This is a genomic window from Mongoliibacter ruber (genome assembly GCF_003003005.1).
In the GTDB taxonomy this organism is placed as follows: domain Bacteria; phylum Bacteroidota; class Bacteroidia; order Cytophagales; family Cyclobacteriaceae; genus Mongoliibacter; species Mongoliibacter ruber.
This window is the reverse complement of the sequence record NZ_PVTR01000003.1, coordinates 195,683-210,620: the sequence shown is the minus strand read 5'-3', so window position 1 is coordinate 210,620 and position 14,938 is coordinate 195,683. Positions and strand designations below refer to the sequence as shown.

General features: G+C 41.1%; 12 protein-coding genes and 1 other RNA gene. 9 read left to right on the top strand and 4 right to left on the bottom strand.

Annotated elements, in window-relative coordinates; translation table 11 throughout:
* Positions 1 to 38: 38 nt before the first annotated feature.
* A complete protein-coding gene (locus CLW00_RS06530) occupies positions 39 to 1,283 on the bottom strand; it encodes an ABC transporter permease (RefSeq protein ID WP_106132855.1) in 1,245 nt (414 codons plus the stop codon).
* Between the two features lie 122 nt (positions 1,284 to 1,405).
* On the opposite strand from CLW00_RS06530, the gene queA reads away from it, so the two are divergent.
* The 5 genes from queA (at position 1,406) to CLW00_RS06505 (ending at position 5,935) form a co-directional block, all read left to right on the top strand.
* Positions 1,406 to 2,455, top strand: coding sequence for a tRNA preQ1(34) S-adenosylmethionine ribosyltransferase-isomerase QueA (gene queA, locus CLW00_RS06525; RefSeq protein ID WP_106132854.1), 1,050 nt, complete (start codon positions 1,406 to 1,408; stop codon positions 2,453 to 2,455).
* Positions 2,456 to 2,563: 108 nt separating this feature from the next.
* Positions 2,564 to 3,244 carry a 2-C-methyl-D-erythritol 4-phosphate cytidylyltransferase gene (locus CLW00_RS06520; RefSeq protein ID WP_106133074.1) on the top strand — a complete coding sequence of 227 codons (681 nt, stop codon included), beginning with the start codon at positions 2,564 to 2,566 and terminating at the stop codon, positions 3,242 to 3,244.
* Positions 3,245 to 3,362: 118 nt separating this feature from the next.
* Positions 3,363 to 4,154 carry a LiaF transmembrane domain-containing protein gene (locus tag CLW00_RS06515; RefSeq protein ID WP_106132853.1) on the top strand — a complete coding sequence of 264 codons (792 nt, stop codon included), beginning with the start codon at positions 3,363 to 3,365 and terminating at the stop codon, positions 4,152 to 4,154.
* 3 nt (positions 4,155 to 4,157) lie between these two features.
* Positions 4,158 to 5,204, top strand: a complete 1,047-nt coding sequence (locus CLW00_RS06510; protein ID WP_106132852.1) for a sensor histidine kinase — start codon at positions 4,158 to 4,160, stop codon at positions 5,202 to 5,204.
* Positions 5,201 to 5,935, top strand: coding sequence for a LytR/AlgR family response regulator transcription factor (locus CLW00_RS06505; RefSeq protein ID WP_106132851.1), 735 nt, complete (start codon positions 5,201 to 5,203; stop codon positions 5,933 to 5,935). The genes CLW00_RS06510 and CLW00_RS06505 overlap by 4 nt, the downstream gene beginning before the upstream one ends.
* Positions 5,936 to 5,960: 25 nt before the next feature.
* Here the strand turns inward: CLW00_RS06505 and CLW00_RS06500 are convergent, their stop codons facing one another.
* Both CLW00_RS06500 and CLW00_RS06495 read right to left on the bottom strand, forming a co-directional pair.
* Entirely contained in the window at positions 5,961 to 6,182 is a 222-nt protein-coding gene (locus tag CLW00_RS06500; protein ID WP_008625540.1) for a DUF2795 domain-containing protein, read from the bottom strand.
* A gap of 77 nt (positions 6,183 to 6,259) precedes the next feature.
* Positions 6,260 to 7,507 carry a DUF349 domain-containing protein gene (locus CLW00_RS06495; RefSeq protein ID WP_106132850.1) on the bottom strand — a complete coding sequence of 416 codons (1,248 nt, stop codon included), beginning with the start codon at positions 7,505 to 7,507 and terminating at the stop codon, positions 6,260 to 6,262.
* Positions 7,508 to 7,644: 137 nt separating this feature from the next.
* On the opposite strand from CLW00_RS06495, the gene ettA reads away from it, so the two are divergent.
* From ettA to ssrA, 3 genes are all read left to right on the top strand, one after another.
* Positions 7,645 to 9,324: an energy-dependent translational throttle protein EttA gene (ettA, locus tag CLW00_RS06490; protein ID WP_106132849.1), complete on the top strand. Its 1,680-nt coding sequence runs from the start codon at positions 7,645 to 7,647 to the stop codon at positions 9,322 to 9,324.
* A 374-nt stretch (positions 9,325 to 9,698) separates the two neighbouring features.
* Entirely contained in the window at positions 9,699 to 11,822 is a 2,124-nt protein-coding gene (locus CLW00_RS06485; RefSeq protein WP_106132848.1) for an outer membrane protein assembly factor BamB family protein, read from the top strand.
* A gap of 188 nt (positions 11,823 to 12,010) precedes the next feature.
* Positions 12,011 to 12,415: a transfer-messenger RNA gene (ssrA, locus tag CLW00_RS06480) on the top strand.
* Between the two features lie 334 nt (positions 12,416 to 12,749).
* Here the strand turns inward: ssrA and CLW00_RS06475 are convergent.
* The gene (locus CLW00_RS06475) at positions 12,750 to 13,058 is read right to left on the bottom strand and encodes a hypothetical protein (protein ID WP_106132847.1); all 309 of its coding nucleotides are present in this window, start codon (positions 13,056 to 13,058) and stop codon (positions 12,750 to 12,752) included.
* A 967-nt stretch (positions 13,059 to 14,025) separates the two neighbouring features.
* On the opposite strand from CLW00_RS06475, the gene gldA reads away from it, so the two are divergent.
* Positions 14,026 to 14,934, top strand: coding sequence for a gliding motility-associated ABC transporter ATP-binding subunit GldA (gene gldA, locus CLW00_RS06470; RefSeq protein ID WP_106132846.1), 909 nt, complete (start codon positions 14,026 to 14,028; stop codon positions 14,932 to 14,934).
* Positions 14,935 to 14,938: the final 4 nt, after the last annotated feature.

Sequence of the window (14,938 nt, the reverse complement as noted above, 5' to 3'; positions counted from 1 at the left end):
TGCTGTCAAAGCGGTCGGGATTTTATGTTTTTAGTATTTTAAGTCGCCCGAATTGCCTCCACAGGATCGAGTCTTGCAGCCAAGGTGGCAGGGACGATACCTGATACAATTCCAATAATTGAAGAAATAACGAGTCCCAGAAGGATATTTTTGAAGGAAAGCACGAGTTCCAAAGAGCCCACAGGTATAAAAGTAATTCCGTAAACAATCAGGATTCCTGTCACTCCGCCAATCAGGCTAAGGAATACCGCCTCAAACAAAAACTGAAAAAGTATAAAGTAATTTTTTGCACCCAATGATTTTTGAATACCTATGATGCTGGTTCTTTCTTTTACAGACACAAACATAATATTGGCAATACCAAAACCTCCGACCAAAATTGAAAAACCACCAATTACCCATCCTGCCGCACTGATAACATCAAAAATAGATCCGATGGTATTCATGATGAACTCAGATTTGTTCAAAGAGAAATTATCTTCCTGTGTAGGTTTCAGTCCCCTTTTGGCCCTTAGAAGTCCGATCAACTCGTTTTCCAATTCGATCAAACCCACGTCTTCATCCCTGCCTTTAAGTGCTATACTTGGCTCAATGCCGTTTTTACCTACATAATAGAGTTTGGTGAAACTGCCATAGGGAACCATAATGGCTTCATCCTTGGAGGAAATATCAAAAAGCCCTTCGCCTTCTTCTTCAAAAACCCCAATCACAACAAATTTTGATCCTTTTATCTTAATTTCTTTTCCCACGGGATTGTTATTGGAGAATAAGGTACTTGCAATCTTTGTCCCGATAATTGCAACATTTCTTGCAGAATTGATTTCAAGATCTGTGAAAAACCTCCCTGATTCCAATGGCACATCATAGACATCTTTATAAGTAAATGTTACACCCGTCAAATCCGTACCTTTGTATGAGTTGCTGCCTGCCTGCACTGTGGTATTAGCTGAGGCTGAAAAAGCCACTGATTCGGCACTTTTAAGTTTGTCTCTTAGAAAAGTGTATTCATCAAATGTATTGTAGGGTCTTCTGAAATACTTCCACCAGGGGTAATCAGGCCCTCCTACAAATTGAAACCTGTTTACAGTAACGACATTGCTGCCTAAGAAACTGAAACTGGACTTGATGTTTTTTTCCAAAGAATCCACTAAGGTAAAAACGGCGATGATTGCAAAGATACCAACAGTGACGCCTAGCAACGACAGGATGGTTCTGGTCAGGTTAGATTTGAGGGCTTGCATTGCGAATACAAGACTCTCCCATAAGAGTTTGATGAATACCACGGTATGCTAATGTGTTAAAAACTAATTGCCAAGATAAGTAGATTTAGGGATTTTTATTGTTAACTTTGCAGTTTTTAAGATTATTCTTAATTACACATTGTAGAAAATTCTATTCATACTATATGAAGTTATCAGACTTTAAATTCGACGTCCCTAAAAAGCTTATTTCCCTTTATCCTACTGAGAATCGCGACGAGTCAAGGTTGATGGTGTTGAACCGTAAAACAGGAGAAATTGAGCATAAGGTATTCAAAGACATTATCGATTATTTCGGTGACGGCGACGTATTTGTCATGAATGACACCAAAGTCTTCCCAGCAAGGCTCTATGGAAATAAAGAAAAAACCGGTGCTAAAATCGAAGTGTTTTTGTTGAGGGAACTCAATCAGGACTTAAGGCTTTGGGATGTATTGGTGGATCCGGCTAGAAAAATCAGGGTTGGCAATAAGCTGTACTTTGGAGATAGTGATCTTGTAGCAGAAGTTATTGATAATACTACTTCAAGAGGAAGGACCATCAGGTTCTTATTTGACGGTACTGATGAGGAGTTTTACAAAACCATCGATACTTTAGGTGAGACACCTATTTTGAAAGAGTGGATAGACAGAAAAGTAGAGGCTGAGGACAGAGAAAGATATCAGACTATTTTTGCCAGAAATGTAGGCGCAGTAGCGGCCCCTACCGCTGGTTTGCACTTCACTCCTCATTTATTGAAAAGATTGGAATTGAAAGGTGTGGAAGTTTGCCCTATCACCTTGCATGTAGGCTTGGGTACTTTCAGGCAAGTAGATGTAGAAGACCTGACCAAGCACAAGATGGATTCGGAGAATTATGACATTCCTGAAAAAACTGTCGAAAAGGTAAACCAAGCACTTGACAATAAGAAAAGGGTAGTGTCAGTAGGGACTACTTCGCTCAAAACTGTTGAGTCTTCTGTAACTGCGAACAACAAGCTGAAAGCCAGCAGTGGTTGGACTGATAAGTTTATCATTCCTCCCTACGAATTTAAAATAGCCAATACCTTGATCACCAACTTCCATTTGCCAGAGTCAACTTTATTGATGACAGCATCTGCATTTGGAGGTTATGACTTGGTCATGAGGGCCTATCAGGAAGCAATCAAAGAAAAATACAGGTTCTTCTCCTATGGAGATGCCATGTTGATACTTTAAAATGAAAGAGGCCTAGATGGCCTCTTTTTTTATTCTTGATATTTTTTTCATCTTGAGGTAATCTTTCAAATAAAAATGTCAGCTATTTTTGGCATTTCTCAATCATTCATGAAAAAATACGCAATCATTGTAGCTGGAGGTAGCGGTACAAGAATGGGTAGTCCAATTCCTAAGCAATACCTAGAAATCGGAAATAAACCGATTTTAATGCACAGCCTTGAAAAATTTTTCAAAACGGACAGTTCCATTCGGCTGATTTTAGTTATTCCTGAGGTGGATTTTGACTTTTGGAGAGCCTTATGTGAAAAATTTGATTTTACTGTGCCACACCAATTGGTCAAAGGGGGGAAGAGTAGGTTTCAATCTGTAAGAAATGGCCTTGCACAGATTGAGAAAACAGATGGTTTGGTGGCTATACATGATGGCGTAAGGCCGTTTGTAAAACCTGAAGTCATTATGGAAAGCTTCAAAACCGCCGAAGCTGAAGGTTCAGCGATAGCTGTAGTTGCACTCAAAGACTCTATCCGTAAATTGACGGACGATGGGAAATCATTTTTTCAGGAAAGGCAATACTTCAGATTGGTTCAGACTCCGCAGACTTTTCAGGTTCAGAAAATCAAAAAAGCCTTTGAAGTGACCGAATTGCATCATTTCACAGATGATGCCACAGTATATGAGCATCAGGGCTGGCAAGTCAGCTTGATTGCAGGCAATGTTGAAAACATCAAAATCACTACTCCAGAAGATATGGAGTACGGAAATTACCTCCTCGGTAAAAATCCTATGTAGTTTTTCACCGAGTCATTACTGCCATTCACCGAGTTTTTTGTGACAACCGCCTTTTTGCTATACGATCAAGGAAGGAGATGTCCTACTTTTGGAAGTATAATCACAAAACAACAAAACGATGGCAAAGTCAAACTTCCCAGCAAAAAACAGTGACATCACGGTAGGTGTCATTTTGGTCGCAATCGGCGGTATTATACTTCTTAGGACATTAGGCATATGGTTTCCAAGTTGGGTGACCACTTGGCCTATGATATTGATAGCAATAGGACTCATAATAAGCTTCAAAAGTAATTTCAAAAGCGGTTTTGGCTTGTTCATGATCGTATTTGGAGGGGTTGCTATGGTGGTCAAAAATTTCAATTTACCATTCAACTTGTTTCCTTACCTGATTCCTGTTGGCTTGATTCTTCTAGGGATTTTCCTGATCATCAAGCGTCGGAGTGACCAAGAAGCTTTCACTCGGAGTTTTTCGGAGTCTTTGAAAAAATTTGATGAAGGAATGGGTTTTCAAGAGAAATCATCCTATACAGAAGGGGGTGAGCAGCATTTTGGATACAAGTCCACTGACAGTGCAGAATACATTGATGCCCAGGCTATCTTTACGGGTATAGAGAGAAGGGTGCTAAGTAAAAACCTCAAGGGAGGGAAAGTCTCTGCGATATTTGGAGGGACTGATATAGACCTTACTCAGGCGGATATCGCTGAAGGGGCTGCTATAAACGTCGAAGTGGCCTTTGGTGGCGTAAAACTAATAGTACCACCACATTGGGACCTTCAGATCAATGTCACCAATATCTTTGCAGGAGTAGAGGACAAAAGAATGTATCAACCTGTATCGCAGACAGAAACCAAAGTGCTTAAAATCTACGGTTCTGTTATATTTGGAGGCATAGAAATCAAGTCCTTTTAAAATATGGGCAAGAGACTTTTTATTTACTCCAATACCAACATCATCATTATCATGGCGGCAATAACCTTGTGGATTGCCGCCACTTCCCTTTTGATCAACAATTATGGGCAATCTTTATACCTGGCCATTGTTGATACGGCTGTTTACACTTTTTTCATTTTCATGGGATTATTTATTTTGGACAATATTTTCCGCTATTTCTCACCCAAAAATTCCAAAAGTTGGTTGATTTTAGGCCTACCGGTTTTTCTTGCGATAGGATTTACTTATTTGGCAGATTGGACTGGGAAGTTTGTACTTGCAGGTAAATTGGATTACCTCTATTTTTCAGCACCCCTTTTTCCTTTGAAGTTATTTATCGTAGTGATTGTACTTGTGGGATGGACTTTAATCCTTGTCTTCCATGGTAGAATAGAAGATCAATTGGAAAGTAAAGAAAGGTTGGACAGAATTGAACAAATGGCAAAAGAGGCTGAATTGTATCAACTCAGGCAACAGTTGCAGCCACATTTTCTGTTCAATAGTCTCAACTCGGTAAGTGCACTGATTAAAAAAAATCCAGAACAAGCAAGGGAAATGATTTTTCAATTGGCTGATTTTCTAAGAGGGACAATCCATAAAAACGAGAAAAAGTGGATTACAGTAGCTGAAGAGAAGGAGTTCTTGGAGCTTTTTCTATCGATAGAAAAAGTCCGCTTTGGCCATAGATTAGAAACAACTTTCGATGTAGATGAGGCATCAATGGACTTGAAAATCCCTCAACTATTGCTCCAGCCTATTCTGGAAAACGCCATCAAACATGGACTTTACGGGCTTACAGGTGATGTTTTAATTACAGTAAAATTCACAAAAACAGAGGGTAGTTTATTGATTTCCATCTCCAATCCCTTCAATCCAAATGCAGGAAAAGTGCAGGGGAGCGGATTTGGACTTGAAGCTGTTGCTAGAAGGCTTTTTCTAATTTTTGGAAGAAATGACCTATTGAATATTCAACAAAAGGAGGATAACTTCACAGTGGATTTAAAGATCCCCCAAATCGATAAGAAATGATCCGTACCATTATCATTGATGACGAACCATTAGCTACTGATATTATCAGGGAGTATTTGGCAGATTTTTCTGAATTTGAAATTGTAGCTGTATGCTACAATGGATTTGAGGGTTTGAAAGCAATTCAGGCATTTCAGCCTGATTTGATTTTTTTGGATATACAGATGCCTAAAATCAATGGGTTGGAATTATTGGAGCTTTTGGAAGATCCACCGGCAGTGATTTTTACCACAGCCTTTGATGAGTATGCCATGAAGGCATTTGATGCACATGCCATAGATTACTTATTAAAGCCGATTTCCAAACCTAGATTTGCGAAAGCATTGGAGAAGTATGCTCAGATCAATCAGGTTTCCGCGACAGAATCAAAAAGGATAGAGGAAGAAAACCTGAATCAAGAATCAAAAAACAGGATAGTATTGAAGGTGAAAAATGAGATCAAAATCATTCCTATTTCAGAAGTGATTTTTTTGGAAGCCAATGACGACTATGTGAACATTCATACCAAGGAAGGCAAATTCCTGAAAAATAAAACCCTCACTTTTTATGAGAAAAACCTAGACGCCTCCCAATTTGTAAGGACACATAGGTCTTATATTGTGAAGATAAATGAAATCAATAAGATAGAACCTTATGAAAAAGATGCTTATCAGTTGATTTTGAAAAACGGCTCAAAGATTCCGGTCAGTCGTACAGGTTATCCTAAATTAAAATCTGCCTTAGGGATATAAAGAAAAAAGCCCGAAGTCGGGCTTTTTAGTATTCGTCTTCATTAAAGAAGAAATCATCTTTTGTAGGATAATCTGGCCAAATCTCTTCGATATTTTCATATGGTTCGCCATCGTCTTCTAGCTCTTGAAGGTTTTCGACAACCTCCAAAGGAGCACCTGAACGTATCGCGTAATCGATGAGTTCATCCTTGGTTGCTGGCCATGGCGCATCTTCCAGGTAAGACGCAAGTTCTAATGTCCAATACATATTTTCAGTTTTTAAAATGTTACCGCGCTAACGGCTTGCAAAAATAGAAATTGTTTTAAATTTTCTATGTTAACTGCCTATTTATTTGAAAGTTCCTTTAAGATGTAATTTTTTACATCCACTTTTCTTTTGAAAGCACTGAGTTTTCTACGAAGCATAATTTCAAAATCCTCCTCGTTTGTTCTGAAGTTTTCAGCGTTCTCTTTGATGGTAGCCAGTTCACTCTCATCTCTATAGATTAGATCTTTTAAGATTGAAGCTTTGATCCTTCTCTGCTCCACTTCTTCCTTCTCTCTGAAATCCGCATATTTAGAGTTTGCCAATTTATTAAGGAAGAGTTTTTCAAAAACCACCTCTGAGAAGAACATGAAAGATCTCATAATTAGCCCGGCATCTTTTGGCTTTCTTTGAGTCAATCTTTTCCATTCGGCTTGAAGTTTCTTTGCAGACGAGATGACTTCAGGATTTGTTTCAGCTTTTGCAAGCTTTTTCATTTCCTCTGTCATTTCTTCCATTTTTTTGATCTGTTCCCAAGGCTTAAGCTGAGGACCGGACTGCATAGTTCTTCTAAACCTGCTGAAAATCCTGTTGTTAAGTTTGGAAAATTCATCCCAAAGTGGCTGTCTTTTTTCTGCAGGCACTTTTCCTGAAGTCTTCCATTCCTTTTGGATACGCTTTGAAACCTCAAAAGCTGCCTTGGCATCAGGGTTGTCAAATGCTTCTCTAGCTTGTCTTACAAGGTCCTCGTACACTTTTATGTTTTCCTCAGCCTGTAGGGCAAGACCCTCAAAATAATGCTTGCGGTTTTCGAAAAACACTTCCAAAGCTGCATTGAAGGTGTTTTCTATTTCTTCGTCAAACTCCTTTTCTACAGGTCCGGTTTTGATCCAGCGCATTTTGAGGTTTTTCATTTCCTCGGCTGTATTTTTCCAATCTGTGTCGTTTTTGAGTGCTTCAGCTTCTAGGATAAGTCCTCTTTTGATTTCCAGATTTCTTTCCCTGTTCTTTTTGATGATTTCCTCCAGATAGACTTGCAATTTGTCCAAATCCTCGATCAAGGGGACAAAATCTCCCAAGGCATCAAACTCTAAGAGAGAGTCTCTTAGGTGAATAAGCTTCATCAAAAAGGAACCTTTGTTCTGATTTTCTTCTATGTCCTTTTTGAGGGCTTCGATCTTTTCTTTGAGTGTTTCAAACCTATCTTCAAAATACTTGATAGTACTTGCTTCGTCTTCTTTTACTTCTCCAATCACCCTGTCCGGCTGATTCAAAAATCCATTGAGATAAACCTTGTTATCTTTAATGTACCCGTATGGATGCTCCATTTTGATTTAATAGGTTGGTTGTGTGGTAGTCTTCGTTAATTTCTGCAAATTAATTAATTCAAAAGCATTTATCCTAAAAAAGCCCTTTTTTTGCCATCTTTGTCTTCTTAGTGACATTCAACATTAAAATTTCTACAATGAGTTCAGAAAAAATTATCTTTTCAATGGCAGGGGTATCCAAAATATACCCCCCTCAGAAAAAAGTACTTAAAGACATATACCTTTCTTTTTTTTATGGTGCCAAAATCGGCGTCCTAGGTCTCAACGGCTCAGGTAAATCCTCACTCCTCAAAATCATCGCAGGAATAGACAAGGAATTTTTAGGTGAAGTAGTATGGTCACCGGGTTATTCTGTAGGCATGCTGGAACAAGAGCCGCAGCTTGATCCAAGCAAAACAGTAAAGGAGGTTGTGGAAGAAGCTGTTTCTGAAACAGTCGGTCTTCTGAAGCAATTTGAAGAAATCAACGAGAAGTTTATGGATCCAGCGCTTATGGAAGATCCTGACGCTATGGACAAGCTCATACAACAGCAGGGTGAGGTTCAGGAAAAACTGGACGCTGCAAACGCTTGGGAGCTGGAGACCATGTTGGAAAAAGCAATGGATGCTTTGCGCCTTCCTCCAGCTGAGGCAAATGTAGCCAACCTTTCGGGTGGGGAAAAAAGAAGGGTAGCACTGTGCCGTCTACTTTTGCAAGAACCTGATGTTTTGCTATTGGATGAACCTACCAACCACTTAGATGCAGAATCGGTGCTTTGGCTGGAGCAACATCTACAACAGTACAAGGGCACAGTGATCGCAGTGACTCACGACCGTTACTTTTTGGATAATGTAGCGGGTTGGATTTTGGAACTGGATAGGGGAGAAGGTATTCCTTGGAAGGGAAACTATTCCTCTTGGCTAGAGCAAAAGCAAAACAGGTTGAAGCAGGAGGAAAAGACAGAATCCAAAAGACAGAAAACCTTAGAGCGTGAGTTGGAGTGGATTCGAATGACTCCAAAAGCCCGTCAATCTAAAGGGAAAGCAAGGTTGAGCGCTTATGACAAATTGGTCAGTGACGAAGGAAAAGAAAAAGAAGCTAAACTAGAGCTATACATTCCGCCAGGGCCAAGACTCGGTGCCAAAGTCATCGAGGTAAATGGCGTTTCCAAAGCTTATGGGGATAAGTTATTGTTTGAAGACCTATCCTTCAACCTACCTCAAGGTGGGATCGTGGGGATCATTGGACCAAATGGAGCTGGAAAATCAACACTCTTTAAGCTCATTACCGGTCAGGAAAAGGCTGATGCTGGGAATTTTGAAGTTGGTGAAACAGTCAAATTGGCCTATGTAGATCAAGAGCATGACAGCCTTGATCCTAACAAAACGGTGTATCAGGCAATTTCTGAAGGCAATGAATTTATAAAATTGGGCAATAAAGAAATGAATGCCCGTGCTTATGTAAGCAAGTTCAATTTTGGAGGATCTGATCAAGAGAAAAAACTTGGGGTGCTTTCCGGTGGTGAGCGTAATAGGGTTCACCTGGCCATGACATTAAAGGAAGGTGGCAACTTACTGTTGTTGGATGAACCAACCAATGATCTTGACGTCAATACCCTTAGGTCGCTTGAAGAGGCCTTGGAGAATTTCGGTGGCTGTGCAGTAGTCATCTCCCACGACCGTTGGTTCTTGGATAGGATATGTACGCACATCTTGGCATTTGAAGGAGATTCTCAAGTGTATTGGTTTGAAGGTAACTTCTCTGACTATGAGGAAAACAAGAAAAAACGATTGGGTGATGTCACACCTCAAAGGATAAAATACAAGAAGTTGAAATAATCTTTTGAATTTATAGTCACTTTTAAAGCCGCTGAAGATTCAGTGGCTTTTTTTATTGTAGTAATTTTTAGAAGTAAAGCTTTTGAAAATTAAATACCATAGACAGAATTGTAGGTGCCATCACCCTGAAGAAATGGTCTCTTGGCCTAAATTGTAGAAGATCCCCTGCAATGCTGCGGGACAGACTTTCACTTCCTTAAGCTTTGATTCAGGAGGACGTTCACTAATCATCATTTCATTTGTGCAAATGACAAATTTTAAAATCTCTAAATGACAATCCCAATGCGCTATCCCTTATTCATATAAAAACTACTAGCAGAAATAAAAAAAATAAACTAAGTTGTTTTCGTTTGGAGAAAATAAATTACCCCTGTATGCACCGTATCAGCCTTTTTTTACTGAGTACTTCCCTAACTATCCTGTTTGGTTGTAGCCCAAAAGATCCCCATCCCACCCAAGACTACTCCCAGTGGAGGACCTTTGGAGGAACTTACGATGCAGCAAGGTATTCGGGGCTTAGCCATATTTCCAAAGATAATGTCAAGGACTTGGAAGTAGCATGGGTGTACAACAAAGGAGACGCAACTGAAAGAAGTCAAATACAAACCCAGCCGATAGTCATTGGGGATATGTTGTATGGCGTTAGCCCGCAGATGAATGTCTTTGCCTTGAGAGCAGATACGGGCAAGCCAGTTTGGAGATTCAATCCGTTTCAGATGTTGGGAGGAGAAAATAGCTGGGCAGGCCTCAATCGAGGTTTGGCATATTGGGAAGACGGAAATGACAAGCGCATTTTTTCATCTGCCAGCAACTACCTTTTTGCGCTAGATGCAGATACAGGACAGCCGATTGTTGATTTTGGAGAAAACGGCATGGTGGACCTCAAAAAAGATCTTGATACCGAGTGGGAGGATTTTCTATTGGTGAGTAATAGCCCGGGGGTCATTTATAAAGATAAAATCATCATAGGTATGCGGCTTTCAGAAGGATTGGATGCAGCACCTGGTCACATCAGGGCTTATAATGTAAAAACAGGCAAAAGGGAATGGATATTCCATACCATACCCCATCCTGGAGAATTTGGATATGAAACCTGGGATCCTGAGTATTTGGAAAAAATCGGTGGTGCCAACAATTGGGCAGGAATGAGTCTGGATGTGGAGCGGGGAATTGTGTTTGTACCTACAGGCTCGGCCACCTATGATTTTTGGGGAGGGTATAGACATGGAGAAAATCTTTTTGCCAACACACTCCTTGCACTCGATGCCGAAACCGGTGAGCGCATCTGGCATTTTCAGGGAGTACATCATGACATCTGGGACAGAGATTTCCCCGCCAATCCTAACTTGATACGAATCAAAAAAGATGGCAAATGGATAGATGCAGTGGCTCAGACCTCCAAGCAAGGTTATGTGTTTGTCCTGGACCGCGAGACAGGAGAGCCGATTTGGCCCATTGAAGAAAAAGCAGTTCCCCAATCCACACTGGAAGGAGAGAAAAGTTGGCCTACACAACCTCATCCAACTTTGCCGGAACCTTTTATGCGCATGGCCTACACAGATGAGTTGATTCTCAATCTTACAGAAGAATGGGAAAAAGACATACGCTCCAAACTCGAGAATGTAAAGTATGGGCATATGTGGGAACCCCCAAGTGATCAGCACGGTATAGTGCTTTTCCCTGGCATGGATGGAGGTGCTGAATGGGGTGGATCCTCTTTTGATCCACTTACCCAAACCCTCTATGTCAATGCCAATGAAATGCCTTGGATAATCAATATGAAAGCCAACCCTGAATTTGATAACCTTGGACAAAAGGTCTATGTCAACTATTGCGCAAATTGCCATGGAATTGACCGAAAAGGTAATCTGCCAGCCTTTCCAAGTTTGATGAATCTGGAAAAGAACTATAATAATGAAAGCTTGGATGCCTTGATCAAAAATGGGAAAGGAGCCATGCCAGCGTTTTCTCATATAGCCAAAGAGGAAAGGGATATGCTGGTTGCATACCTATTGGATAAAAAAGTTGTAGGGCAGGACAAAAAAGAGCTTGAAGTGGTAAAGGAGCAACTCTACCCGAGGTATTACATGGAAGGGTATTCAAGATTGTTGACCGATGATGGTTATCCTGGAATCAATCCTCCCTGGGGTACATTGACAGCTATAGACATGAATAGCGGGAAGGTAAAATGGCAGTCTGTGTTGGGAGAATTTGAAGAATTATCTGCCAGAGGTATTTCACCGACAGGGACAGAAAACTATGGTGGTCCTGTGACCACAGCCGGCGGGCTTGTTTTTATAGCAGCCACGAAAGATGAAAAAATCAGGGCTTTTGACAAGGACACAGGGAAAGTCCTTTGGGAGGCAAAACTGCCTGCGGCAGGGCATGCCACACCTGCGGTCTATGAAATCAAAGGGAAGCAGTATGTGGTAATTGCTTGTGGAGGGGGAAAAGGCACTAAATCAGGTGATGCTTACGTAGCCTTTGCATTGCCATAGGGGTGAAAAATAGTATTTATGTCCGCATTGTCTCCAATAATCATTAGAAATTTGAGTTTTTAGCATTTGGATATTCACTGATACTTGATATTGAGGGGTATTCGTTTTTAACTACAAATTACACTTTGTAACTTCTCGTCTTTATGAACTTTATTTCCCTTATATTTGTCGTCCATAAAGTAAACTATGGGGCTGACCGGTTTTGACAGTAGGAGTAAAGATCGGGCTCGCATGTCAGGTGGAGTATGTACGTCTGTGAATAATTCATACAAACTATAATTGGCGAATCTAATTACGCCATGGCTGCCTAATCTTACCCTTAGGGGAATAGATAATGCTTAAAGGGTTGAGTTTCGATAGATGCTCCCCGGCCACATCTCACCATCCGTTGCGCTGTCCGGGTGGAATTGAGGTGTCGACTTGACAGGGCTGCTCCCTGTGATGCTACTAAGCAGGGCTAAGATCAGTAGATAAGCTGTTGTCAGGTGTGTCACCCAGCAAACAACAGTCGAAAATCCAACAGGTGACTAAACATGTAGACGGTACGGTGTTTCCCTATCTGGACGCGAGTTCGAATCTCGCCAGCTCCACAACCTTCCCTCAGAAAGCCTTTTCTGAGGGATTTTTGTTTTTGATGGGGCTTGAATGAAGGGGTTCTTGCGAGGTGGTTTATTTTCCCGCGGAAGTCGCAGATTACGCAGATGGTACAAATAAAGTGCAGTACTGATTACCATTGCGAAGCAATTTCTTTGCTGTCTTTCGAGATTGATCTTTTTTATTTGCTTCCTTGCGAAAAAATCATAAAGCTTCTTTACCTTATTCCTCTGCGAGTCTTAGCACCTCTGCGATCTCTGCGTGAACCATTATCAGCATGAACCAAACTCTGCGTGAACCCTTATCAGCGTGAACCCAAACACTCCAAAGTATTCACCGAAATCTCCTTGGCACGCAACTCTCATGGCAATGTGCTGTTTGGTAATAAGCACCATCCGCTTCTTCCTCAAGCCTCGTCAGGTCATTGGCCGTACTGAACCAAAAACATTTGCGGGCATAGCATTCCAGCGCTTCAAATTCCTCTACCAGTTTCTTGATGATGGCGTTGTCTGTATGATGTTCCCAGACCAAAGCCGTAATCCTCTCGTCAATTTCCAAAGGTGGTCTAAAACTGTTCCACTCCTTTGCCATGATTTTCATGGCTTCCAGTTTTTCTTCCTCACTGAATTCTTCCATTTCCATAATTCCCAAAAAGTAAAATGTTGGATCAAGAATTCAACTTAAAGAAAAATTTTTGGGATTGAAAGTTTAAATATAAGATCACCTGGAAATCCCCCTCCTGGGTGAAGTATGGCGTAGGTGCTAGGCGTAGTTTGTAACTACTCCTTACTATCACAATGAATTTGCAATTCTCCCTGCGTGAAATAGTTTTTCTTCTGACATCCTCCCTAATCCCGATAATTATCAGGACGGTACAAGTTCTGCTTCTTTGTAAACTCTGCGAGAACCAATCTCTCGTTAATCCTCCGCTGTCGTGGGGAAGAGGTTCTATCTTCGAGCCTGGAGATCCTTTAGTCGTACCTCCTTCAGGATGACGGTTAACCAACTTTTAAACGATTTCTGAACTTCTCAAAATGTTGCATACTCGAAATGACAAGGTGAAGTAATTGACTCTCTTTTTGTCTGCGCTTCTCTGCGCTTTCCGCGGGATAAAATTTTATTGTCTTTGCCTCCTTGCTTCTCCCGATTCTCGGGACAAGTTTTGCTCCTTCTTTTTCTTTGCGTGAACTGTTTTCAATATAAACCTTCTTCGGGAACCGATTAGATTTCTCTCCCGACTGTTGTACGGGATCGAAATGACAAAGCGGAGTTGTTGACACTCTTGATGTCTGCGCCTCTCAGCGCTTTCCGAGGGATATATTTTTTTCTTTGCTTCCTTGCGTCATTGCGAGAAATAATTGTCCTCTGCGATCCTCTGCTTCTTCGCTAACTCTGCGTGAACCAATTCTGCGTGAACCATTATCATCGCGAACACCATTTGCATTTTAACCACACCTATATTATCTTGGCAAGTGTAAGGTTTAATATCCAAAAGATTTGACAGCTTCTGGCTGTTTGATCTTTCTTCGGGGCTTCTTTGAAGCCTTTTTTGGTTTATACAGGATGGATCTTAAAAAACTCTTTAATTTAGCGTCTTAATTCCTCGCCCATGTCATTGGAAGTAAGCAATCTCACAAAAATATATGGTCCCCAAAAGGCTTTGGACAATGTTTCTTTCATTGCTGAGAAAGGTCAAGTACTGGGATTTCTAGGCCCAAATGGGGCAGGAAAGTCCACTACCATGAAGATTGCAACCGGGTTTTTGATCCCTGATTTTGGTGATGTCAGGGTAAATGGCATTTCAGTGCTCAAACACCCCAAACAAGTCAGCAGACTCATTGGGTACCTTCCCGAACACAATCCTCTTTATCTCGATATGTACATAAAGGAGTTCCTCTTTTTTATCGGAGGTCTCTATGGCATGTCTGGCCAATCCTTGAAAAACAGGGCTGCTGAATTGATTGACCTCTGTGGCTTGGAATTGGAAGCACATAAACGCATCGGCCAACTCTCAAAAGGCTACCGGCAAAGGGTGGGATTGGCAAAAGCTCTGATTCATGATCCTGAAGTCATCGTGCTCGATGAACCTACCACGGGTTTGGACCCCAATCAACTGGTGGAAATCAGGAAGCTGATCAAAAATATAAGTGAAAACAAGACCATGATCCTCAGCACCCACATCATGCAGGAGGTAGAAGCCATCTGTGAAAAAGTGGTCATCATCAATAGAGGTAAAATTGTCGCTTCTGATCTCCTCAAAAACCTTAAATCTGAAGGGGGAAACACCTTGCTTATTTTAGAAATTGAAGAAGAAATCAACCTAGAGTGGTTTCAAAATCTCGGCAAAGTCAGGTACTTGGGTCCACCCAAAACGGCTGTGTCGATAGCTGTGCAGGATGCGGCTTTGGCCAGGAAGGAAATCTTGGCAACCATTCAGGAAAAAAACCTCAGCTTGGTAAGTATCCAACAGCAGGAGAGAACACTGGAATCTATTTTTCAACAAATCACCCAAGTCTAAATAC

Coding starts and splice junctions, on each gene's coding strand:
- queA (WP_106132854.1), top strand. CDS start 1,406: ATGAAGTTATCAGACTTTAAATTCGACGTCCCTAAAAAGCTTATTTCC.
- CLW00_RS06520 (WP_106133074.1), top strand. CDS start 2,564: ATGAAAAAATACGCAATCATTGTAGCTGGAGGTAGCGGTACAAGAATG.
- CLW00_RS06515 (WP_106132853.1), top strand. CDS start 3,363: ATGGCAAAGTCAAACTTCCCAGCAAAAAACAGTGACATCACGGTAGGT.
- CLW00_RS06510 (WP_106132852.1), top strand. CDS start 4,158: ATGGGCAAGAGACTTTTTATTTACTCCAATACCAACATCATCATTATC.
- CLW00_RS06505 (WP_106132851.1), top strand. CDS start 5,201: ATGATCCGTACCATTATCATTGATGACGAACCATTAGCTACTGATATT.
- CLW00_RS06500 (WP_008625540.1), bottom strand. CDS start 6,182: ATGTATTGGACATTAGAACTTGCGTCTTACCTGGAAGATGCGCCATGG.
- CLW00_RS06495 (WP_106132850.1), bottom strand. CDS start 7,507: ATGGAGCATCCATACGGGTACATTAAAGATAACAAGGTTTATCTCAAT.
- ettA (WP_106132849.1), top strand. CDS start 7,645: ATGAGTTCAGAAAAAATTATCTTTTCAATGGCAGGGGTATCCAAAATA.
- CLW00_RS06485 (WP_106132848.1), top strand. CDS start 9,699: ATGCACCGTATCAGCCTTTTTTTACTGAGTACTTCCCTAACTATCCTG.
- CLW00_RS06475 (WP_106132847.1), bottom strand. CDS start 13,058: ATGGAAATGGAAGAATTCAGTGAGGAAGAAAAACTGGAAGCCATGAAA.
- gldA (WP_106132846.1), top strand. CDS start 14,026: ATGTCATTGGAAGTAAGCAATCTCACAAAAATATATGGTCCCCAAAAG.